At 70.9% G+C, this 20,525-nt stretch carries 21 protein-coding genes; 9 read left to right on the forward strand and 12 right to left on the reverse strand.

The features are described from left to right. Nucleotides 1-141 precede the first annotated feature (141 nt). The gene (locus AC07F3_RS15900; RefSeq protein WP_479114378.1) at nt 142-603 is read left to right on the forward strand and encodes a nuclear transport factor 2 family protein; all 462 of its coding nucleotides are present in this window, start codon (nt 142-144) and stop codon (nt 601-603) included. Between the two features lie 64 nt (nt 604-667). Here the strand turns inward: AC07F3_RS15900 and AC07F3_RS15905 are convergent, their stop codons facing one another. The 5 genes from AC07F3_RS15905 to AC07F3_RS15925 all read right to left on the reverse strand — a co-directional run bounded on the left by AC07F3_RS15905 (nt 668) and on the right by AC07F3_RS15925 (nt 2,387). Further along, on the reverse strand, nt 668-994 hold the full coding sequence (locus tag AC07F3_RS15905) for a DUF1048 domain-containing protein (protein WP_479114380.1): 327 nt from the start codon (nt 992-994) through the stop codon (nt 668-670). A 1-nt stretch (nt 995) separates the two neighbouring features. After that, a complete protein-coding gene (locus AC07F3_RS15910) occupies nt 996-1,352 on the reverse strand; it encodes a DUF1048 domain-containing protein (protein ID WP_479114382.1) in 357 nt (118 codons plus the stop codon). Further along, complete coding sequence (locus tag AC07F3_RS15915) at nt 1,349-1,675, reverse strand: PadR family transcriptional regulator (RefSeq protein ID WP_479114384.1); 327 nt, start codon at nt 1,673-1,675, stop codon at nt 1,349-1,351. The genes AC07F3_RS15910 and AC07F3_RS15915 overlap by 4 nt, the downstream gene beginning before the upstream one ends. A 260-nt stretch (nt 1,676-1,935) precedes the next feature. After that, on the reverse strand, nt 1,936-2,139 hold the full coding sequence (locus AC07F3_RS15920; protein ID WP_479114385.1) for a hypothetical protein: 204 nt from the start codon (nt 2,137-2,139) through the stop codon (nt 1,936-1,938). Between the two features lie 26 nt (nt 2,140-2,165). Continuing rightward, complete coding sequence (locus AC07F3_RS15925) at nt 2,166-2,387, reverse strand: LexA family protein (protein WP_479114387.1); 222 nt, start codon at nt 2,385-2,387, stop codon at nt 2,166-2,168. Between the two features lie 680 nt (nt 2,388-3,067). Here AC07F3_RS15925 and AC07F3_RS15930 point away from each other — a divergent pair. After that, the gene (locus tag AC07F3_RS15930) at nt 3,068-3,289 is read left to right on the forward strand and encodes a hypothetical protein (protein ID WP_479114389.1); all 222 of its coding nucleotides are present in this window, start codon (nt 3,068-3,070) and stop codon (nt 3,287-3,289) included. A gap of 159 nt (nt 3,290-3,448) precedes the next feature. Here AC07F3_RS15930 and AC07F3_RS15935 read toward each other — a convergent pair whose 3' ends face one another. From AC07F3_RS15935 to AC07F3_RS15960, 6 genes are all read right to left on the reverse strand, one after another. Then, entirely contained in the window at nt 3,449-3,883 is a 435-nt protein-coding gene (locus tag AC07F3_RS15935) for a hypothetical protein (RefSeq protein ID WP_479114391.1), read from the reverse strand. 156 nt (nt 3,884-4,039) lie between these two features. Continuing rightward, the gene (locus AC07F3_RS15940) at nt 4,040-4,591 is read right to left on the reverse strand and encodes a hypothetical protein (RefSeq protein WP_479114393.1); all 552 of its coding nucleotides are present in this window, start codon (nt 4,589-4,591) and stop codon (nt 4,040-4,042) included. A 258-nt stretch (nt 4,592-4,849) separates the two neighbouring features. Further along, nucleotides 4,850-5,278, reverse strand: a complete 429-nt coding sequence (locus AC07F3_RS15945) for an ASCH domain-containing protein (RefSeq protein ID WP_479114395.1) — start codon at nt 5,276-5,278, stop codon at nt 4,850-4,852. A 187-nt stretch (nt 5,279-5,465) separates the two neighbouring features. After that, on the reverse strand, nt 5,466-5,819 hold the full coding sequence (locus AC07F3_RS15950; RefSeq protein ID WP_479114397.1) for a hypothetical protein: 354 nt from the start codon (nt 5,817-5,819) through the stop codon (nt 5,466-5,468). Nucleotides 5,820-6,177: 358 nt separating this feature from the next. Next, nucleotides 6,178-6,699 (reverse strand): ester cyclase, encoded by a 522-nt coding sequence (locus tag AC07F3_RS15955; protein WP_479114399.1) that lies wholly within the window; start codon nt 6,697-6,699, stop codon nt 6,178-6,180. A 2-nt stretch (nt 6,700-6,701) separates the two neighbouring features. Next, the gene (locus AC07F3_RS15960) at nt 6,702-9,644 is read right to left on the reverse strand and encodes an AfsR/SARP family transcriptional regulator (protein WP_479114401.1); all 2,943 of its coding nucleotides are present in this window, start codon (nt 9,642-9,644) and stop codon (nt 6,702-6,704) included. Between the two features lie 98 nt (nt 9,645-9,742). Between AC07F3_RS15960 and AC07F3_RS15965 the strand changes: the two genes are divergently transcribed. From AC07F3_RS15965 to AC07F3_RS15995, 7 genes are all read left to right on the forward strand, one after another. Then, a complete protein-coding gene (locus AC07F3_RS15965; protein ID WP_479114403.1) occupies nt 9,743-10,243 on the forward strand; it encodes a hypothetical protein in 501 nt (166 codons plus the stop codon). Nucleotides 10,244-10,680: 437 nt separating this feature from the next. Beyond that, nucleotides 10,681-11,952, forward strand: coding sequence for a phenylacetate--CoA ligase family protein (locus tag AC07F3_RS15970; RefSeq protein ID WP_479114405.1), 1,272 nt, complete (start codon nt 10,681-10,683; stop codon nt 11,950-11,952). Next, a complete protein-coding gene (locus AC07F3_RS15975) occupies nt 11,949-13,259 on the forward strand; it encodes an MFS transporter (RefSeq protein ID WP_479114407.1) in 1,311 nt (436 codons plus the stop codon). Before AC07F3_RS15970 ends, AC07F3_RS15975 begins: the two co-directional genes overlap by 4 nt. Continuing rightward, nucleotides 13,256-14,392, forward strand: a complete 1,137-nt coding sequence (locus AC07F3_RS15980; RefSeq protein WP_479114409.1) for an N-acetyltransferase family protein — start codon at nt 13,256-13,258, stop codon at nt 14,390-14,392. The genes AC07F3_RS15975 and AC07F3_RS15980 overlap by 4 nt, the downstream gene beginning before the upstream one ends. After that, a complete protein-coding gene (locus AC07F3_RS15985) occupies nt 14,389-15,546 on the forward strand; it encodes a LuxE/PaaK family acyltransferase (protein WP_479114411.1) in 1,158 nt (385 codons plus the stop codon). Before AC07F3_RS15980 ends, AC07F3_RS15985 begins: the two co-directional genes overlap by 4 nt. Then, nucleotides 15,543-18,050, forward strand: coding sequence for an acyl-CoA reductase (locus AC07F3_RS15990; protein ID WP_479114413.1), 2,508 nt, complete (start codon nt 15,543-15,545; stop codon nt 18,048-18,050). Before AC07F3_RS15985 ends, AC07F3_RS15990 begins: the two co-directional genes overlap by 4 nt. 412 nt (nt 18,051-18,462) lie before the next feature. Further along, complete coding sequence (locus AC07F3_RS15995) at nt 18,463-19,290, forward strand: ArsR/SmtB family transcription factor (protein ID WP_479114415.1); 828 nt, start codon at nt 18,463-18,465, stop codon at nt 19,288-19,290. A 43-nt stretch (nt 19,291-19,333) separates the two neighbouring features. On the opposite strand, the gene AC07F3_RS16000 is transcribed toward AC07F3_RS15995, so the two are convergent. Next, nucleotides 19,334-19,996, reverse strand: a complete 663-nt coding sequence (locus AC07F3_RS16000; RefSeq protein WP_479114417.1) for a double zinc ribbon domain-containing protein — start codon at nt 19,994-19,996, stop codon at nt 19,334-19,336. Nucleotides 19,997-20,525 lie beyond the last annotated feature (529 nt).

The following is a 20,525-nucleotide window of genomic DNA, read 5'->3' on the forward strand; positions in this document are numbered from 1 at the left end:
ACCCGTTCTCCGGGATCGCACCCGCGCAGTGAGCGGACGCAGCGGCAGCATCGGCGGGGCGAGGCACGAAGAGCGTCCCTCTCCGTGTCGAGCCCGTCGGCCTGTCCGGGTTTCGTCGCGCGCGCCGGCAGCATCGCTGGGATGATGTGGACCCCTGCGCCCGACTCCGACTACCGGGAGGCCGTCGTGTCCCGAACTCCCCAGGAAATCTTCGAGAGTTACGCCTACGCCGGACTGACTCGCGACGCCGATGCGCTCGCCGCGCACTTCACCCAGGACGGTGTCTTCGAGGCGCCGCTCATGCCTGCCGACGCGGCCTTCCCCCGGAGGCTGGTCGGTCGCGAGGAGATCCGCAGCGCGATGGCGGCGTACTACGCACAACAGGCGAAGGACGACCGCTCACCGCTCCCTGAGAAGTCCGCGTACGTACTGCACACCACCGCCGATCCTGACATCTTCATCGTCGAGATCGACGTGGTCTTCAACGAGGGCGAAGGCAGCCCCGCCGAGGGCCAGAGCGTTTCGCTGGTGCAGATCTTCCGAGTCCACGACGGGAAGATCGCTCGCCTGCGCGACTACTTCGCGCCTGAGCTGATGAGTTGAGGACGACCACCCGCCCGTTCCCTGGGCCGAGGCCGATCAGTGCGGGCCTCGCGGAAATGGTGGGCTATTTTCCGGCCGTGCCGGGTTCCTCGCCCATGGACTTCTGGTAGATGTCCGCGTAGGTGGGGGAGTCCTTGACGAGGTCGTCGCAGAACGCGGCGACGTCGCTGCCGATGAGCGCCAGAACTCCCTTTCCCTCGCCCGCGCCCTCCTCGAAGAAGTCGACGATTCCGGGGAGCAGGGGCCCGTCGGGCAGGTCGACCGGTCCGACCTTGAACAGGTACTTCTGCATCTCCTTGTAGACGATCTGGTAGTCCGGCGGGAGCGCCTTCACCCGGGCCATGTGCGCCCGCCACTGCTTCTTGCCCTCGATGATGTCCTGGATGCTCACGTCAGCCTCCCAGCCGGCTCAATTTCCTGGCGACGTTCCTGTTCAACTGCTCGCGCCACCGGTCGCGATACGTCCGCGCGCCTTCTCCGCCGGCCAGTGCCGTGCAGAAGCCGGGGATGTCATCGCCGAGCACCTCCTGGACGCTCTGCCCGTCCGAGGCCGCTTCTTCGAGCAGCCCCAGCGCGGCGTCGAGGATCGGCATCAGGTTGCGGCCGGTGAAGTCCGAGTGGGGGGAGAGGTGGACCTTGATCTGTTCCCACGCCGCCCGGTAGTCGTCCGGCAGGACTTCGGCCCGGGCTTCGAACGCCTTCCAGTCCCTGGTGAGATCGCTGCCCGTGATGGTCTCCCAGAAGTTCATCTCCCGCCCTCCTTGAGCTTGTTGATGCGTGATGAGACGTACTGCCACTTCGCCCAGAACTTCACGAGTTCCTCGCGTCCGTCATCATTGAGCGCGTAGAACTTGCGCGGCGGACCGACCCCCGACGGCCGTTTCGTCACCTGGACGAGCCCGTTCCTCTCCAGCCGCAGCAGGATGGTGTACACCGTCCCCTCGATGACGTCGGTGAAGCCGAGCTCGTTCAGTCGGCGGGTGATGGCGTACCCGTAGGTTTCCTCGCTGCCGATGATTTCGAGTACGCATCCTTCGAGCGTGCCCTTGAGCATCTCCGTCAGGTCTTCCATCGCGGGTCCTCTTCAGTCCTCTCAGCGCTCTGTACTGCGTGCCACCGAGTACCGACTATACGGTATCACCGAGTAGTGGGGGGAAGGCAGGAATTGCGCGTCGAACACTGCGCCCGCCTCCACCTCGTGCCTTGCGGTTGGAGCCGCCGCTCGCAGCGCCTGGTCATCTCCGCGGGTTGGCTGCCCCAGCCCCGACGGTGGGGATCCGCACGTTCACCGGCACGAGGCGAGCCTGTTTCTTCGCGATGTCGACGCCCTGGCTACGTCCGCTGTTCGCCGCTGTCTCGTGTCCAGACCGCGATGGTCTGCCAATTGCCGTCAGGGAGTTGTCGGGTCAGGGTGATGCTCGCCGTGGGGTGGTTGCCGTAGCTCCCGATGTGGGCGCGCCATACGCGTTCGGCGGTGGTCGGGTCGGCCCAGTCGCCCGTCACGGCCGGGCCGCCCGGCACGAAACGCAGAGTCACCCGGTATGCCGCCGGTCTTTCCCCGTTCATGGCCACTGCCCGCAGTGCGGGCAGTGGCCGTTGGTCTCGACCACCACCCCGGCCTCCCGCATCCGGCGCAGCTGGGAGGCGATCGAGCCGCTGCTGGGGAGGATGGTCGCCTTGCCGACCTCTCGCGCGGACGGGGCCTCGCCGTTTTCAGCCACCCGTCGATGGGTGCGCCGCAGGATCTCCCCCTGGCGTGGGGTCCGCCCGCCAAGCTCGCTCATGCCGCTCTCGTCTCCTGTTCTTGGGCGGCGCGTGCCTGCCGACGCAGCTCCGTACGCGCAGCCGGAGAGCGGCCTGTCCTGCTCCAGTGCGGGTGACCTGCGATCCGGCAGGACAGGGCCCGCAGTCGCCGACGCAGCACCGTACGGAACGGCGCGCAGGCCAGCGCTTCGTACGTGCGGTTCCATTCGTGCTGCAGCTGGACAAGGTCCTGGGGAAAAGTTCGCGCCATGACTGGAATTAGAGCACGTGTGCGAATATGTGTGCACGCTCAGACACGCCCGCAATTTCGCGGGTGCGACGGGGGTGCAGGTCTGGTGCCGGGCAGAGGAGCGGACGTCTGCCACCCGTTCCACAGAGAGGCAGGCGCGGCGAGGCGTTGGTTGGGCCGGTCCTCTGTGCGCGGGTGCCGCGTTACGGCCTGGCGGATGGCCAGTGGATTCGTGACGCCGTGGCGATGCGGGCCGAGAGGCACGTCCACGGCAATCGTGATCGCCCTGTGAACCGGCTGACGAGGAGTCCTGGTCGCTGAGTCCAATTTGTCTGATTCGCCGCCGCGCGAGTCTGTCCGATCCACCGCGCGAGCCCGAGGGGGGGCGCGCTCTCGGTGATCACGGCATCGACGTGCGGGCAGGGAGGAAATCCTGTTGCTGGATGCGTGCGGGGGCGGCATGGTCCGTCCATGCCTTCTCTTCATGGTTTCAGCTATGACGTGCGCCCCGACGGAACCGTCCTGATCCTGCACCACAACCGGGCCGCCGGTACGCTGCGCGGCAGCCGGGCCGAGCAGTTTCTCGCCGAGTGCGAGGCCGGTGATCCTCAGCTGGTCATGGCGCGTTGGACGGGGAACTACAAGCGCGGCAACGAACGCGCGGCACGCAACCACCCGCGCAACCGGAGCTGACCCGGTCCCGGCGCGCCGACACCCTCCGGTGGAGCCCCTCTCGGGCAACTTCCCGGCGGCGGGCGCTTCCTGCACACCGCTAGGCACCGCCGTACCGGACTTGCCTGCCGCTCGCCCTGTAGGAGACGAGAGGGGGCGCCGTTCTCCCCGCTGGTGACGTCAGCGCGAGGAGTCCTGGCGTACCTTGACGCCGCCGACCAGCGAGTACGCGCGCACCGAAACCACCGCGCCACCGGGCTCGCCCTCCAGGCCACGGCTGCGTCCGCCGAGCAGGGAGAACCCGCTGACCTCGACCGTCGTGCCCGCCGGAACTGTCAGGTCGACCCCGCCGAACACGGAGAAGGCGTCGACCTCGGCAGAGGCGCCCTCGGGATAGGCCAGCTCCGCGCCGCCGACCAGGGCCGCCTTCACCAAGTGGGTCGAACCGGCCGGGAGGGTCGCTTCGGTGTGGTCGAGCTTGGCTCCGCCGACGGCGGCGACGTGCACGGTGCGCTCACGTGCCTGGAAGGCGCCGCGGTGCTTGAGGCCGCCGAGCAGGGACAGGCTCCACTCGGTGCGACGGGCGGGGGACTCGGTGTTCTTCGTGATCTCCATGTCCCCAAAATTACGTCCGCGTCCTGACTCGCCATCAGTGCCTGCGCGCACCGACTCCGCATGACAAACGTCATCGTCCGCGGATGACGCGGTCCGGCAAGGAGTGGCTCCGCCACCCGCGGCGCACTCCCGTGCCGATGGTGCCTCGCCCGGGTCTCAAGCGGGCCGAGCGAGCTCGCGGAGCTCCGCAAGCCCCGCGGCTCCCACGAAGGTGAAGGGGCTCGTGTTCGGGCTCATGGCCTGGCTCCGGCGCGGGACCAATCCTTCGCCCAGCTTGGTGTGTTCCACGGTCGCGGTCTCGGCAAGCCACGTCACCTGGCCCGGGCTCCAGTTTCGGCGAAGGCCTTCGATCGCGGCCAGCAGCGCGGGGATTCCCCACACGATGAACGTGAACCGGTGGGTTCGTGTGGAGACCTCGATCTGCCTCCTGACACCCCAAGAAGTGTCGCGCACCGCGCAGATGACGGGCAGGAAGATGCTGAACTGACCGGTGGCGCGATTGAAGAAGTGTGAGCAGAAGACGAGCCGGTAGTTCGTCACGTGCAGCTGCCCGCCGATCGCCTCCGACCCGTGCATTCCGATCGTCCACATCGCCTGGTCGTAGGGGAAGCGTGTGAGCCCGGCCTCGGCGACCCGCACCACGGCGTTCGCCTTCTTGACGAGCCGCACTTCCTCGCCTGTCAGAAGCCTGTTCGAGCGCAGTGCCATACCCATCGTTCCCCCTGGTTCCCGCACGGTTCCGGAGGCTCATCCTGCCTGCTGGGTCTGGGACCCTCAACATTCGGTCGTTGGCCGGTTCCGTCGAACTGGGCGGCGTGCAGCGGCAGTTGCCGGGGGACTGGCCTGTCGCGGGTGTGGTGTACGACCCTCACGGCTACGCCGCCCGTACAGGTGGTTGCCCTGCCGGGGTGGCTGACCACCGCGCGATGGGCCGGGCCGATCCCTGGCCCAAGAGCAGAGCAGACGTCACTGATCGGACGAGCCGGTCTCGATCACCCGGAAACGTTGGGCGACGACGAGCGTGTCACCGTCGATGACGGGCGTGCGGCCCAGGTACTCGCTCACACCCTCACTCTGGAAGAACTCCTCGTGGGCCGATCGCCACTCGGCCGCATCGGAGTAACCGCGCCCCTCGGCCCGCGCGAAGTCGTCGTCGACGTCCTTCATCGGTACGACCCGGACGTCGACGAGCTCGATCGTCACATCTCGCCGACCCGCCGAATCGAGCACCGAGTACCGCTGGCCTGCCCGCGGGACTGCTTCTCCGGCGTGCTCGTAGATCTCCAGAAGGCCCGTGAGCGCGGTCTTCTCACCGCTCCGGATCGCGGCAAGACCGCGGTCGCGTTCCGGGCCCGGAAAGGCGAGTTCAAGCGTCGGAAGGTCGTCATGTGCCATCGGGTGAGCGTACGAAGCCCAGTCGCGTTGATCAAGGGGCGTCGGGCTGTCGACGTCGCGGGTGTGGGGCGTGCGGGTATGGGCGAGAAGCACCGCGGGACACCGCGACGGGGAACGGCTGTGGGCACCGTGCGGTCCACGGTGCCCACAGGTGTCGCTCCACGGAACAGCGATGTCCTTGCGACGGTCAGATGGCCCAGCAGTCCGCGAAGTGGGGAGTGCCGCCCGGGACGATGTTGCACGACGTCCACTGGTCGATCGTGCGGCCGTTGTGGCGGCCCACGTTGTGGATGGACACCGTGCCGCGCCACCACCAGCCGTTGACCCGGGTCCATGAGTTCGGGGTCGCGACCCAGTCGGTGTGGACCTTGTTGCCGTACTGGTTCGTTCCCCACACCTGGATGTTGTCGGAATAGTTGGTGTGGACGGTCACTTGGAGCTCCCCGCTCGCTGAGGCACTGGCCGGCATGCCCACCGCCGCCACGCCCAGCCCCGCCAGGGCCGAACCGGCCACCAGCATCCTCTTCAGGGTCGACTTCATCGGTCCTCCGTTTGTTTTCCACCTGGTCGCAGGCGTGCGTCGGTCATGGAGTGACGGCGCAGGCCCTTGGTGAACTGCCCCTCACGGTAGGGCTGTGTTGTCGTCCCGTCGTCACACGAGTGTGGTATTCGACATGTCAACTCCTGGGTGACACGGGCCACTTGCTGCAACCAGGGGTGTAGGGAGGGGCCGGGTGGCGGGGTCTGGCGCGGTCTTCGCGCTGCCCGGTGGGGCCTGGGTGCCGACGGGTAGTCGCGGCGGCGGACGCTTTCGCGTTGGTGTCACCGTTGTTCTGCGCGGTACGCCCTGAAAGGCGCCGCGCCACCTGCTTCGCGCGGTACGACTAGAGGGCGCCGTGTCACTGCTCGGCTCGGCGGGCGCGCTTCAGGGCGAGCCGCATGCGCAGGACGTACCCGGGTGTCGGGGGCATCCACCCGAGTTGCATGGCCTGGCCGAGGTCGTCGCGGTTGGCCCAGTGCTCGATCAGGCGCCCGTCGGCCGCGCGGCACCAGTGGGTCTGCGTGACGGCGAAGGTCCTTCCCGTCGCGGGAAAGGCCCCGCTGGGCCGGGCGTTCTCGTCGTACGTGACGAACGTGCCGGTGTGGCGCCCCGACATGGTGGTGTACAGGACCATGAGGTCGCTCTCGGTCACGGCATGGTCGATCGTCCAGCGCATCTCGGTGAAGGCGGAGCGCAGCCACAGCGCACTGGCGTGGAAGGCCTTCGGTCCGCAGCCTCGGGCCGCCGGTGGCTCGGCCCGGCTCTCCCGGTTGACGGCCTCGGGGTGGACGAGCGCCTCGAATTCGTCCAGGCCGCCGTCCCCCATCATCTGCACACAGCGGATCGCGAGGTCGCGTGGGGTGAGCGGAGAATCGGTCATGGTCAGGGTCTCCTCGCAGGCATCGGCGTGGTTCTCCGAGTCTCACCGGACGGCATGTCAATCGGCTTACGGCCGTCGTCGCGGGGGCGCGGGCAGGGAGGCCACGGTGTCGATGAACAGCGTGACCATCTCGTCCCATGCGAGGGAGTGCTCTCCACGGTGGGCGGTTCCGCGAGGAGTTCGTCCACCCGCTTCTCCAGGACGGGTCCGGCGAATCGCCGGTAGCGGCGTGGATCCGTGCCGCCGCGTTCGGCGTGGCCGATGACCGCGGCATGCAGCTGGGCCGCGGCTCGGGGGAGTCCGAGGACGGCCAAAGCGAAGGCTCCGGCGTGGAGTGCGGCGAGTTCGTCGGAGCGGTTCGGTTGCTGCTCGAACGTGACGACCGCGCGTGCCAGAAGGTCGAGGGCCCGGCGCGCCCCGGGTTCGGGTCCCGCCGGATCGGCCAGCAGGTACCAGGCGAGCTGGAGGTCGGAGATCGCGGCCCCCGAGGTGAAGCCGCACCGCTCGGCGATGTCGCGCGCGCTGGTCAGGGTTTCGACGGTGCTCGGCATGTCCCCGTCCTGGAAGTGGACCAGGGCGATGCCCCACAGCGCCGACGCACGCAGGAATCCCGGCGGATTTCGTTGGTCGCACGCGGACTTGAAGGCCAGTGCGGCATCCCGCAGGCGCTCGCCGGCCTCCAGGTCCGCCAACGCGTTGCAGCGACGCATGTGCGCCTCCAGGAGGAGCTGGTCGTGGGCCGGGTCGGCGTCGTCGAGCAGCCCGAGGGCGGCGTCCGCGGCATCGAGCGCGGCCTCGGCGGCGCCGGCGTGACCAGCGGTGAGCGACAGCCCGATCAACGCGGTCGCCCGGTCGGCGGCGGGTGCGTCGGAACACGTGTCGAGGGCCTGGCGCAGCAGCCGTCCGCCCTCGGACACCTGCCCCGTGTGGACCCACAGATAGCGCAGGGCGCCGATGGTCCGCAGCGCCTCGGCGGGGGCGTGCTCCAGGTCGTGGGCGATGCCGGTGTGGATGTTGGCCAGCTCGCCCGTCAGCGCGCGTACGGCCTCGCTGAAGCCGGGCCCGGTGAGCAATGCCGTCTGGCCGGTGACGAAGGAGCGCGCCCACCGGGCGTGGCCGCGCAGCGTGGTGGCGCGGTCGGGATCCAGGCCGCGGCAGTACTTGCGGACCGTCTCCAGAAGGCGGTAGCGCACCTGGGGTGAGGACATGTCCGCGGTGAGTACGGACCGGTCGACCAGCGCCGCGAGTCCGGCGAACACCGCGCCGTCTGCGTCGTCCGGGCCCATCGCCGCGGCAGCCTGCCAGGTGAAGCCGTCCTCGAACGGCCACAGGCGCAGCAGCAACTGGCGTTCCGCATGCGGCAGTTGGTCCACGCTCCAGGCGATGGCGGCCACCAGCGAGTCGTGCTGTGACGTCGTGCCGCGGGCGGTGGTGCCGAGGCCGTGCAACCGGTCCTGTACCTGCGCGGCGATGTCGGCGAGGCCGAACGACCGGGCCCAGGCGGCGGCCAGTTCGATCGCCAGCGGCAGTCCGTCGAGCGATCGGCAGATGGAGGCGGCCGCCGTGGTGTCGTGCGGGGCGGGTTCCCAGCCCGTGCGTACCGCCCGCACCCGGTCGAACAGCAGCTCCACCGCCGACCCGGTCCCGGCGTCGAGCGGCAGCGGTGCCAGTGCGACCACCCGTTCCCCGTCGATGCCCAGGGCCCTGCGGCTGGTCGCCAGGATCCGCAGCTGGGGACAGTCCGCCAGCAGGGGCAGGACGACGTCGGCGACCGCGTCCACCAGGTGCTCGCAGTTGTCGAGGACGAGCAGTCGCCGCTGTTCGCGAAGGACCCGGGTGAGGGCGGTGAGCGGATCGCCGGACGGCTGCGTCACTCCGAGCGCCCGGGCGATCGCGGGTGCGACCGCCTCGGCCCCGCGGACGTCGGCCAGCCGCACCAGGTGGGCGTCGGTGCGGTCGGCGGCATGCTCGACCGCGAGCCGCGTCTTGCCGACCCCCGCCGGACCGGTGACCGTCACCAGGCGCGCCGCGCCGAGTGCCGTGGCCAGGTGTGCCAGGTCCTGCGCGCGGCCGATCAGCCGGGTCAAGGGGCGGAGAACGGTCGATCGCCGCACCGGCTCGGCCGGGCGCGCTTCCTGTGGCCGCGCCTCGTGGGTGGTCCGGGGCGCGTTCGTCAGGACCGCTGTCGGCATCGTCAGCAGGCCGGGATCGTGTGTGAGCACGCGCTGTTCCAGCGCCCGCAGAGCCGGGCCCGGTTCGGTGCCCAACTCCTCGACGAGCAGCCCTCGTACCCGCCGCAGTTCCTCCAGCGCGTTCCCCTGTCGGCCGCTGCGATACAGGCCCAGGGCGAGCAGCTCCCAACGCCGTTCGCGGTACGGCGCCTCGATCACCGCCTGGCGCAGCGCCGCGACCGCCTGCGCGGTGTCGCCGCAGGCCAGCCGCGCGGCCTGGAGCTCTTCCGCCGCGATCTCCCGAAGTTCCACCATCCGCGCGCGCACTCCGGCGACGTGCAGGGACTCACCCAGCTCCTCCCAGGGGCGGCCGCGCCACAAGGCCAGGGCGGACTCCAGGGTCCGCACCGCTCCGGCGGCATCGGCACCGGTCAGCTGCCTGGTGCCGAGCCGCAGTCGCTGCTCGAACAGGCCGCAGTCGGTCGCCCCTGCTTCCAGGGTCAGCCGGTAGCCCCGCGGGGTCGATTGCAGGCAGCCGCGTTCTCGCGGGCCGAGTGCGGCGCGCAGCCGGTGCACCACGACCCGGATGGCGCCCGTGAGTTCGGCGGTCAGTTCGGCGTCCCAGACCGCCTCGGCCAGCACCGTGAGCGAGACCGGCGTGCCCGCCCCCGCCGCGAGCATCGCGAGGAGCCGGCGCGGCACGGGCCCGCCGAGCCCGACCGAGACGCCCTCGATCTCCACGTCGATCGGGCCCAGGACCCGGCAGAGGATCACCAACTCACCGTAGCTGTAAGCCGGTTGAAACCCCAGTCGGACACGGTGAGGCACGTCGAACCCGACGCGCATCGACCCCTCTCGAAGGAGACCGCGACATGAGCCGAACCCGCAAACTCGCCCTGGCCGCCACGGCGCTGACGCTCTCCGCGGGCCTCGCGGTGACCGCCGCGCCCGCCCAGGCCAGCACGGACGCCGCGGCGTCACAGCCCTCCATCAGCTCGGTGTCCTTCAGCGGGACCCACGGCCCGGGGGTGGCCTCGCCGACGATCACCGTCAACGGCTCCGGATTCGGCGCCACCGCGCCCGCGGGGACCAACAACAACGTCACCAGCTGCGGGACCTACTCGGCCAACGGCAACGTGTACGGCAGCCAGCTCTACTTCACCGACGACAACAACTTCGAAGCCGGTCACAGCGACGCCGCCGGCGCGAACTGCATCGGCATCACCGTCGTCTCCTGGAGCGCCAACCAGGTCGTGCTGCGCTTCGGGAGTTCGTACGGCAGCTTCGCGCACTGGTACCTCAGCAACGGCGACGGCTATGCGGTGTCCGTCAACAACGGCATTTTCGGCGGCACGGTCACCGGCCTGAGCTGACCCTGTCGGCCCGGGGAGTCACGAGCGCGCCCCCAGGAGCCGGGGCGCGTGGCTGACGGGCGGTGCGCTGTCCGTGCCGTGCTGTCGTGCCCCTCCCCGGGCCGTCGGCACGTCCGCGCTCGTGCTGGGTGCCTCCGGGAGGGTCGACGAGTTGACCTTCGAAAGTTCACTGTTCATGCAATGTGACCCACGTATCCAAGGACATTGTTTTTGGCCAGTAGGGGTCTCGAAGGCGACACCCGATTTGGTGCTGTGTCAACTGTGTTCCATGATGTGGACCAGCGGGGGGCGGGGATCGATGCTGCCCGGGGTGCGTCAAGTGCGCGTGCCCCAAGGAATGTTGAACGGTGAAGCAGGCGGGTTCCGGGGGCGACCCGGTCTGCTGGCTCACCCATCCCCGCCTCTCTTGTCTCCACCTCTCCTTAGGAAAACGCCGCATGCCCGTCCATCAGGTTTCGGACCTCATACGTTTCGCCCGCGACCACTCTCCCTTCTACGCGGATCTCTACGCGGACCTGCCGCCCGAGGTCGACCGCATCGCCGACCTTCCGGTGGTGGACCAGACCGCGTTCTGGGCCGCCAACACCCTGCACGACAACCGCGTCCTGACCGCTCCGCTCGGGGAGGCCGTCGTCTTCAAGACCGGTGGCACGACGGGCGCGCCGAAGTTCTCCTGCTACACCCGGGAGGAGTGGCAGGAGTTCGTCACCGCGTTCGGCGCCGGGCTCGTCGACGCGGGCCTGCGTCCGGGCCACCGGGTGGCCGACCTCTTCTACGCCGGCGAGCTCTACGCCAGCTTCCTGTTCATCCTGGACTCGCTCGCGCACGCTCCCGTCGCCAACGTACGGCTGCCCATCGGCGGCGGCGCGCCGCTCGAGTCGACGGTTCCCACCCTGGAGGACTTCGCCGCGCAGGTCGTGGCGGGCACCCCCACCACGCTGTGCCGCCTCGCCGAACACCTGGTGTCCCTGGGCCGTCAACTGCCCGCCGTGGAGCTGCTGTTCTTCGGCGGCGAGGCCCTCTTCGACGACCAGCGCCGACTGCTCGCGGCCGCCTTCCCCAACGCCGAACCGCGCTCGCTCGGCTACGCCAGCGTGGACGGCGGCCTCCTCGGCCGCCCGGTGGCGGGGCCGGATCCCCGCACCCACCGCGCGTTCACCCCGCACACCGTCGTCGAGATCCTCGACGAGACGACCGGCGAGCCGATCCGTGAGACCGGCCGGGCTGGACGCGTCGTCGTCACCCAGCTCTTCCGCCGCCTCATGCCGGTCATCCGCTACCCGGCCGGTGACCGCGCGGAGTGGACCGACGTCGAAGGCGGAGTCTTCCGCATCCTCGGCCGCGCCGAGGAAGGCGTGCGCGTGGGCCCCGTGTCGCTGTACGCGCAGGATGCCCAGGCCGCCGTCGCCGAGGCCGACACCGAGGGCCGCGTCATGGGCATGCAACTCGTCGTACGCCGCTGGGAGGGGCGCGACGGACTCGTGCTGCGCCTGGCCACCGCCCCCGGCGACGACGACCCGGCGGGTCTCGAAGTGCTCGCCAAGGCCGTGGTCACCGAGCTGAACGACGCCCGCCCGCTCTACCCGGACAGCGTCGCCTCCGGGTTCGTCCACCCGCTGCGCGTCGAATGGGCGCGCCACCGCGACCTGGTGGTCAACCCCCGCTCCGGCAAGCTCGTCCGCGTGATCGACGAGAGGCCGACCGCATGACCACCCCGACGATCACCGACCGCCGCCTCCCGCTCGTCCTGCGCAACCGCGCCTTCGGCACGGTATGGCTGGGCCAGGTGTTCACCCAGGCCGCGGTCCGCATGTTCCAGGTGGGCATCTCCTGGTGGCTCATCGCCTACGCCGCGTCCAGCGCGGGCGGCCTGGCCTCCGGGCTGTTCATGGCGGTCAGCACGGTGCCCGCCGTCGCGCTGGCGCCCCTGGTCGCCCACACCATCGCCCGCTGGGCCCACCGTTCGCTGCTGCGCGCCGCCGCGGGGGGTGCGGGAGCGATCGCGACCGCTCTCGCGGTGTGGGCCTGCGCGAGCGACCTGCCCATCGCGGCGGCGTACGCGGCGACCCTCGCCCTCGCCACCTGCCAGGCGTTCTTCGACCCCTGTCTGACCACCTCCGTGCCCGAGCTCGTGGACGACGAGGACATCGAGGCCGCGACCGGCTTCGAACTGTCCACCCAGTCCCTGGCGAGCCTGGGCGGCGCGCTGCTCGGCGCCCTCGTCGTGGACAGGGCCGGGGTGGCCGGACTCGCCGTCGGCTGCGCCGGCGCCTACGCGGCCGCGGCCCTGCTCATCGCGACCGCACGTTTCCGTACAGCCGATTCCGCTGCCGACGCCGCCGCGGACGCGCCCGGGGGAGAGGCGCCGCGGCGGACGCTGCGTCAGATCCTGGGCGCGCTGCCCTATGTGCGCGCGATCCTGCTCTGCTTCGCCGCGGCCAACCTCTTCACCACCGCCGTCTTCGTCGTGATGCCGCTGTACACGGCCTCGGTGCTGCACGGCGACGGCGGCACGGTGGCCCTCCTGGAGGCATCGCTCGGTGCGGGCACGCTCATCGGCTCGTTCACCGGCGCACGCGTACCGGGGCGGCCCACCGTGGTCGGCTCCCTCTGCCTCGCCATGATGGCCTTCGTGCTCGCCGTGCCCGGCCTGGTCGCCGCGCGGCCGGTCATCGCGGGCTCGCTGCTGGTGACCGGCTGGTGTGTGGGGGTGATCGGCGTCCGCTTCGTGGCCCTGTTCCAGCGGCTCGTACCCGCCGCCGACAAGCCCGCGTTCTTCGCCGTCATGCAGGCCGTTCTCGGCGCGACCTTCCCGGTCGCCTCGCTGCTCTTCGGCCTCCTCGGCGACCACCTGTCCGCCCAGACGCTGTGCCTGATCCAGGCCGCCGGTCTGGTGCCCGCTGCCGTGTTCCTCGGCCTCCTGGGCGACCGTCCGACGACGGCCACCGAACTTGACGGTCCGTCAACTGACCGCGACGCCAAGCCGGAACCGGCCGCCGCCGGAGGCACGCGATGACCGCCACCATCGAGCGGGCCACCCCCGCCGACATCGCCGACCTGCGGCAGCTCTACTACGCCGTGTACGGGCCGCACTACCCCACCGCCCTCGGTACGGACCCCGCCGAGATGTCCCGGCTCATCCAGGACCCGCACACCCTCTGGCTCGTGGCCCGCTGTGCCCGCAGCGGTGCGCTCGCCGGGTCGGCCGCGGTCCACGGCGAGGCGGGCAGCCGCATCGGCCGTCTCGAAGGGCTCGCGGTCCACCCCGACCAGCGCGGCACGGGGCTCGCCGGACAGCTCACCGAGGCTTTGTGCGCCCGCACGCTCGGCGCCGGGAAGCTCGACTCGGTGTACGCCACGGTCCGCACGGTCAGCGCCGGACCGCAGCGCGTCGTGGCCCGCAACGGTTTCCGCCCGCTGGGCATCCTGCCCAACGCCGTGGATCTCAGCAGCCGCGAAAGCCTCGCGCTCTACGCGCGTCACTCACCGGGCGTGTTCGACCGCCGGGTGCCCGTCGCCGAGGTGCCCGCCTCGCTCGCGCCCCTGCTGCGCACCGTCGAGGACAGCCTCGAGATCAGCTATGCGGACACCCGGCCGACCGCGCCGCGGCCCGCGCCCACCGGGGCCGTACCGGCTCCGCTGGAGATCGTCGAGGCCCCGGCGTTCGTCCGCCGCCGCTTCCACGAGCGCTTTCCCGAACCGGGCCGCTGGTTCTACCCGTTGCACACGCCCAACATCCTGCTCACCCCGGACGACGGCGGTTTCGAGGTGTACGCGTACCTCAACCGCACCGGCGGGTACTGTGCGCTGGTCACCGCCCACCCCGACCCGGCGTTCGCCGCGGGCTGGCTGGAGTCGGTCACCCGGACCCTGACCCGGGCCGGCGCCGGATACGTCGAGGCGCTGGTGCCGCTGGAACATCACGCCGCGCTCTCGGCGTTCGGCGCCCAGGGCTTCATCGCCGGGGCGCTGTATCCCGCGATGCGCCGGGACGGCGACGGCTTCCACGACTACGTCGTGATGTCCCGGACCACCGAGCACATCGACTTCCGCGGTGTAGTCGTCGAGCCACCGCTGCAACCCTTCCTCGATTCCTATGTGTCGGCCTGGGCGTCGACCTATCTGCCCTCACGTGAGGTTGCCTCATGACCCCCTCGAACCCCCATCTCGCCCCCGTCGACGTCCCGGACGCCACGGCGCTGGCCCAGGTCCAACAGCTCTGCGACCTGACCGAGCCGTACGCCTGCGGACCGGCCGAGGACGAGCTGTTCGCCGCCGCCATGGCGCAGAGCAACGCCTGGCACCGCGAGCGGTCCGGTTTCTTCCGGAGCCTGTACGACGCCGAGCGCCAGGACACTCCGTACGGCGCGCCGCTGGTGCACGCGAACTTCTTCAAGCGCCACGAGGTGCTTTCCATCCCCCGGGACGACGTCCATCTGCATCTGACCTCGTCGGGCACCACCGGCCAGAAGTCGCAGATGTTCTTCGACGAGTGGACCATCCGCTCCGCCCAGCGCATGGTCGCCCGCATCTTCGAGCGCAACGGCTGGATCACCCCCGACCAGCCGGTCAACTACCTGCTCTACAGCTACGAGCCCGCCCGCGACCTCAAACTGGGCACCGCGTTCACCGACAACTACCTGTGCGACTTCGCACCGGCACGCCAGGTCGAGTACGCCCTGCGCGCCACCGGCAACGGGCACGAGTTCGACCCCTTCGGCTGTGTCGCCGCGCTGCGCCGCTTCGCCGAGGACGACGCTCCCGTACGCATCCTCGGTTTCCCCGCCTTCCTCTGGTTCACCCTGGAGCGGATGCGGGCGATGGGCGTGGCGCCGCTCCAGCTCCCCGAGGACTCCCTGATCATCCTCGGCGGCGGCTGGAAGGGCCACACCGACCAGCAGATCGGAAAGCACGAGCTGTACGCCCGCGTCACCGAACAACTCGGCATCCCCTCCGAGCGGATCCGCGACACCTTCGGCTCGGTGGAGCACTGCGTCCCGTACATCGAGTGCGCGCACCACAACCTCCACGCGCCCGTCTGGTCCCGGGTGTTCATCCGCTCCACCCGCACCCTGGAGCCCCTCGGATACGGCGAGCGGGGCTATCTGCACCTGGTGTCCCCGTACATCACCTCCGTACCGGCGCAGAGCGTCGTCATGGGCGACCTCGCCTCGCTGCACCGCGGCGAGGAGTGCGGCTGCGAACTGGACACCGACTGGTTCACCATCCACGGCCGCGCCGGGGTGAGCCGCAACAAGAGCTGTGCCGTGGCCGCCGCCGAACTGATGAAGGGAATGTCATGACCGACGCCATCAACCACCACTACTGGCAGGGTGCCTTCATCGACGACGGCGAGGCAGCACGGCGCCTCGCCACCCTGCCCGCCACCGTCGAGGCCGCGCTCGCCACCCCGCTGGACAGCGAGACCGTCCTGGCCGCCTGCGACGCACTCGCGAACGCCCTGCGCGACCCCGGCCACCCCGTACGGGAACGGCTGGCTCCGCACCTGCCCGGCGGGGCCGAGGACACCGAGGGTCTGCTCGCCGAACTCGCCGCCTTCCTCGGCCGCGACGCGCTCACCCGCAAGCTGCGTCGCGAGCTCGGCGGCACCGCCCCGCAGTGGCTCAGCCGCCCCGACGCCAAGGAGACGGTGTACGAGGCGTGGGCGCCCGTCGGCCTGGTCGCCCACATCGCCCCCGGCAACGCGGCCACCGTCGCCCCGCTCAGCCTCATCGAGGGGCTGCTCGCGGGCAACATCAACATCCTCAAGACCAGCAGCGCCGACACCCTCCTCGCCCAGCATCTGCTCGCCGAACTCGCCGCATGCGACCCCAGCGGCACCCTCGCCGAGCGCATCATCGTGCTGCGCTTCTCCTCCGCGCGCGCGGACTGGCTGCGCCTGATGTGCGCCCCCGCCGACGCCGTCGCCGTGTGGGGAGGCGAGGCCGCGGTGGAGGGGGTGGCCGCCCATGTCCCGGCCGGCTGCCGTCTGGTGGAGTGGGGACACAAGATCTCCTTCGCGTACCTGACCCGGGACGCGTGGGCCGACGAGGCGACCCTGGCCGCGCTGGCCGAGGACATCTGCGTCTTCGAGCAGCAGGCGTGCTCAAGCCCCCAGGTCGTCTACCTCGACACCGAGGCCACGGACGAACTGCACGCCTTCGCCGATCGCCTCGCCGCCGCGCTGGACGCCCAACCAGCGCCTGTGGAGGGCGAGTTGGACCCCGCCGAGTACGCCGAGCTCACCACCACCGAGCACCTCGCCCGCCTGGAGGAACACCTCGGTCTGACCCGCGTCCTGGCCGCCCCCGACGGCAGCTGGCGCGTCATGGCCGACACCCGCCCGGCGCTCACCGCGTCCCCGCTGCACCGCAGCGTCTGGGTCAAGCCGCTGCCGCGCAAGAACGTCATCGCCACGCTGCGACCGATGCGCCGGTATCTCCAGACCGCGGGGATCGCGGGCACCCGCGCCGACATCGCCGAACTCGCCGCGGCCGTCCTGGCCGCCGGCGCCACCCGGGTCACCCCGGTCGGCGCCATGACCTCCGGCTACGTGGGCGAGCCGCACGACGGTGTGTACGCCCTCCAGCGCTACAGCCGCCGCGTCGCCGTCCAGGCCGACGCCCGCTTCTCCACCACCGCGTGCCTCGACGACCTCGTCCGGCGGCCCGCCTTCCCGGCGCCGACCGGGCCACTGCTCGACAAGGCGGGCGTCCAGGAGCTCAACCGGGAGGTCGAACGGCGCGACGCCGAGCTGTACTTCCGCAGCGGAGGCAGCACCGGCACGCCCGCCCTGTCCCTGTTCAGCTACGACGACTACGACGCGCAGATGCACGCCGCCGCCCGTGGCCTGCTCGCGGCCGGCTACGACCCGGCCGTGGACCGCACCGCCAACCTCTTCTACTGCGGCGGCATGTACGGCGGGTTCATCAGCTTCTTCTCCATCCTCGAACGCCTCGGCGGCGTGCAGATGCCGATGGCCGCCGGGGCCGACCACCGCGCCACCGCGGAGATGATCGTCGCGTACGAGGTCGACACCCTCTTCGGCATGCCCTCCTACCTGTGGCAGCTGCTGCACGAGGAAGCGGACCTGCTGCGCTCCTACGGCGGCATACGCAAGGTCTTCTACGGGGGCGAGCACTTCACCGAGGAGCAGCGCCGCACCCTCACCGAGACGTTCGGCATCGAGGTGGTCCACTCCATCACCTACGGCAGCACCGACCTGGGCCCGCTCGGCTACCAGTGCGTCGAGAGCGGCGGCAGCGTCCACCACCTCCACGCCGATCTGCACACGCTGGAGATCGTCGCCGTCGACGCCGACCGGCCGGTGGCGCCGGGGGAGACCGGCAGGCTCGTCTTCACCACCCGGGCCCGCCGAGGACAGCACCTCGACCGCTACGTCATCGGCGACCTCGGCCGTCTCCTGCCCGGCGACTGCCCCTGCGGCAATCGCTCCCCGCGCTTCGAACTGCTCGGCCGTCTCGGCGAAGTGATGCGCGTGGCGACGTACTTCCTCAACTACCGGCGGTTCGTAGCCATCGCCGAGGAGCACCTGCGCTACAGCGGTGAGCTCCAGGCCGTCCTGACGGCCGGGCCCGCGAGGGAATGCCTCACCCTCCGCATGGAGAGCTCTAAGGCACCCGACCCGGAGGTTGCGCGCGCCGCGTTCCTCGCCGAGTACCCGGAGGTGCGCTCGGCCGTGGACGAACGGCTGCTGGACTTCGCGGTCGAGGTGCGGGACGGCGCCGAGCTGGACCGTACGGCGACGAGCGGGAAGCTGCGGGCGGTCGTGGACCGCAGGCGGTAGGCACGGGAGCGGATGCGGGGCCGCCGTCGCTTCCCGCGTCACGGGGCGCCCCCGGGAACTCGTCCCAGTTCTCGGGGGCGCCGCCTCCTCGGCTGCCGGGGACGGCCCCAGCGCGCCCAGGTCCCCGCCGACCGGGATGAGCGCCACCGCTGGCTGCCCCGGCCGGGATCGCCTTCCCTGGCGGGCGGCCGCGCCTCCAGGACGGCCCCCGGCCGTTGGCCGCAGGTGAGGACCGGCCAGGGCACCGTGGCGTGGGCCCGACCCCCGTCCGGGCCCCGCCGTGGTGCGTACGCATCTTTTCGGTTGCCCGCCTCCAGCGGTAGCTTTCGACATGCACGCGCAAAAGCCCTGATGGGGACGTCAAGCGCACGGGGGGCCAACCTTGATACGGATTCACCTCGGGTCCGAGGGCTTGGGCAGCGTCCGCGTCTGCTCCCTGCCGGACTTCGGTGCCGAACTGACGGCAGCCGGTGGCGCCTACGCCCACGGCAGGCTCTCTCAGGGGCCGCTGGTGCAGCTCTACTCGCGCAGCCTCCAGCCGGAACTCGCCGAGGGTGTCGACAGCCTGTACCTTGCCCACCTGTTCGCCCGCCGCAGCCCCACGCCCTTCACCAAAGCCCTGGCCGAGGGCGACGAGCGGGCCCGCGGCGTCTTGGCGAACGCCATCGTCCAGCTGCGCGACACCGCCGTCGAGCCGCACCGCTCGGGCATCCGGTCCGCGGTCGCGACCCGGGCCGCCAGTCTGTCCCAGATCTACGTCGGCGGCGGCGCCTCCGCGATGCTCAAGCAGCTTGGCCACGGCATCCGGCTGCGTCGCGGTGTCCTGGAATTACCGACGGTCTTCGAGGCCGACTTCGAACTCGGCCGGGGTTCGCTGCACATCCAGGCGGTGGCCCTGAGCCAACGGGTCACCCTGGCCGAGCCCGAGAGCGGCGACCTGATCGTCCGGGTCCCGGCGGGCTCTGCCCCGCGCACCGAACCGGGGCACACGGCGGCGCTTCAGTCCCTGCTCGGCACGGGCAGGGCGGAGGCGCTGGAGAATATCGTCATGTCGGGGGGCGTCACGGGGCGCCAACTGGCCTCCCTGCTCGGTGTGTCGAACGCCGCGGCGAGTCGGCACGCCTCCGTCCTGCGCCGTGCCGGTCTGATCCGGACGCTGCGCAGGGGACAGGCCGTCGAGCACGTCGCGACACCGCTGGGCTACCGGCTGGCGCAGCCGGAAGCACCTACTGGGCTGTGATCGTGGGGCCTTTCGCCGCGGGCGGGGGCCCGGGCGACCGCGTTCAGCGCTTGGTGCCGCAGGACGGGCAGAAGGCCGTGCTGTCCGGGACCACGGCTTGGCAGGAGGCGCAGTGCGTCTGCTGGGCGAGGCGGTGGCCGCAGGCGCCGCAGAACGGCGCGCCGCGGGTTTCGGCCCGGCACTGCGGACACACCAACTGCCGTGCGGTGGCGGGGTCGTAGTCCTCTCCCTGGGTGCGTCCCCGCGCGTAGGCCTGGCCCGCCGCCATGTCGTTGATGCCCTGCCTGCGGGCCGCCTCCGCCTCCGCCGCCGTGTCGGGGGCGCAGTGCAGGCACAGGCCGTGTTCGGGATTCCAGCACCGTCCGCACACGTAACCGCTGCACCGCCCGCAGCGGTTGAAGTGCCCGCGCGCCGTGTCGACCGCCCGCTGGAAGGCCGCGTCGCGGGCGCCGCCCCAGCTGGCGCCCGCGAGACCGTCGGCGGCGCTGGACACGCCGTTGCTGGCCCGCCCGCCGATCACGCTCCAGGCCGCGGAGACCCCGCGGGACAGCCAGCCCGCCATGCGGCCCGCGGTGAAGTTCTCGAACGGCGACCGCCAGGTGTCGAAGCAGCGTGAGCAGTGGAACTCGAACTGGAAGCCCGCTCCGGTGCCGTGCTGCTCGCACAAGTCACGGTAGTTGTGGGAGAAGTAGATCTCGGAACTCATGGCACTCGCCCCCGAGTGGTCGTGACCGGACCCGCTGTGAGACGCGGGGGCGCGGGCCCCGGTTTCACCGGGACCGCGCCCCGTGGAGAACCGACACCGGGCGATCAAATCGCGTCAGGACCCGGCAAGTTCGGTCATGGGGCGGCCTGCTGCGCCCGTCGCCCCATATCCAGCCCGCCGCGCCGCCGCCTGGAAGCGGCTGGCCGTGCCGAGTTCCTCGTGGAGGCGGCTGATGCGGCGCGCCGCATCAGCCGTAGCGACCAGCCCAACTGACGCGCGTTGCCGCGCCCTTGAGGCCGCTGGCGAGCAGGGTGAGCATCAGGGCGGGCGGTCCTCCTCGCTGAGCGGGTCCTCGGCGGTGGCGTCGAGCGGAGTGGCCGTGCGCCAGCACAGCCTCCGCGGGTGGCCTCCGCCGCCGGGATTTCGAAAAAGGGCGCAGGGGCATGGTGAAATGCGAGCGGGCGAAGCATGTCCGTCGGATGCTCGCGCGCGCATTGAGCAGACAAAATTGAGCAGACAAATGGGCATG

The sequence above is a fragment of the Streptomyces sp. NPDC045846 genome, from assembly GCF_056431605.1.

Bases quoted from the DNA above. Each gene is read 5' to 3' on its own strand.
- AC07F3_RS15900 (WP_479114378.1), top strand. From the start codon at position 142: ATGATGTGGACCCCTGCGCCCGACTCCGACTACCGGGAGGCCGTCGTG.
- AC07F3_RS15910 (WP_479114382.1), bottom strand. From the start codon at position 1,352: ATGAACTTCTGGGAGACCATCACGGGCAGCGATCTCACCAGGGACTGG.
- AC07F3_RS15915 (WP_479114384.1), bottom strand. From the start codon at position 1,675: ATGGAAGACCTGACGGAGATGCTCAAGGGCACGCTCGAAGGATGCGTA.
- AC07F3_RS15925 (WP_479114387.1), bottom strand. From the start codon at position 2,387: ATGAGCGAGCTTGGCGGGCGGACCCCACGCCAGGGGGAGATCCTGCGG.
- AC07F3_RS15930 (WP_479114389.1), top strand. From the start codon at position 3,068: ATGCCTTCTCTTCATGGTTTCAGCTATGACGTGCGCCCCGACGGAACC.
- AC07F3_RS15935 (WP_479114391.1), bottom strand. From the start codon at position 3,883: ATGGAGATCACGAAGAACACCGAGTCCCCCGCCCGTCGCACCGAGTGG.
- AC07F3_RS15940 (WP_479114393.1), bottom strand. From the start codon at position 4,591: ATGGCACTGCGCTCGAACAGGCTTCTGACAGGCGAGGAAGTGCGGCTC.
- AC07F3_RS15945 (WP_479114395.1), bottom strand. From the start codon at position 5,278: ATGGCACATGACGACCTTCCGACGCTTGAACTCGCCTTTCCGGGCCCG.
- AC07F3_RS15950 (WP_479114397.1), bottom strand. From the start codon at position 5,819: ATGAAGTCGACCCTGAAGAGGATGCTGGTGGCCGGTTCGGCCCTGGCG.
- AC07F3_RS15955 (WP_479114399.1), bottom strand. From the start codon at position 6,699: ATGACCGATTCTCCGCTCACCCCACGCGACCTCGCGATCCGCTGTGTG.
- AC07F3_RS15965 (WP_479114403.1), top strand. From the start codon at position 9,743: ATGAGCCGAACCCGCAAACTCGCCCTGGCCGCCACGGCGCTGACGCTC.
- AC07F3_RS15970 (WP_479114405.1), top strand. From the start codon at position 10,681: ATGCCCGTCCATCAGGTTTCGGACCTCATACGTTTCGCCCGCGACCAC.
- AC07F3_RS15975 (WP_479114407.1), top strand. From the start codon at position 11,949: ATGACCACCCCGACGATCACCGACCGCCGCCTCCCGCTCGTCCTGCGC.
- AC07F3_RS15980 (WP_479114409.1), top strand. From the start codon at position 13,256: ATGACCGCCACCATCGAGCGGGCCACCCCCGCCGACATCGCCGACCTG.
- AC07F3_RS15985 (WP_479114411.1), top strand. From the start codon at position 14,389: ATGACCCCCTCGAACCCCCATCTCGCCCCCGTCGACGTCCCGGACGCC.
- AC07F3_RS15990 (WP_479114413.1), top strand. From the start codon at position 15,543: ATGACCGACGCCATCAACCACCACTACTGGCAGGGTGCCTTCATCGAC.
- AC07F3_RS16000 (WP_479114417.1), bottom strand. From the start codon at position 19,996: ATGAGTTCCGAGATCTACTTCTCCCACAACTACCGTGACTTGTGCGAG.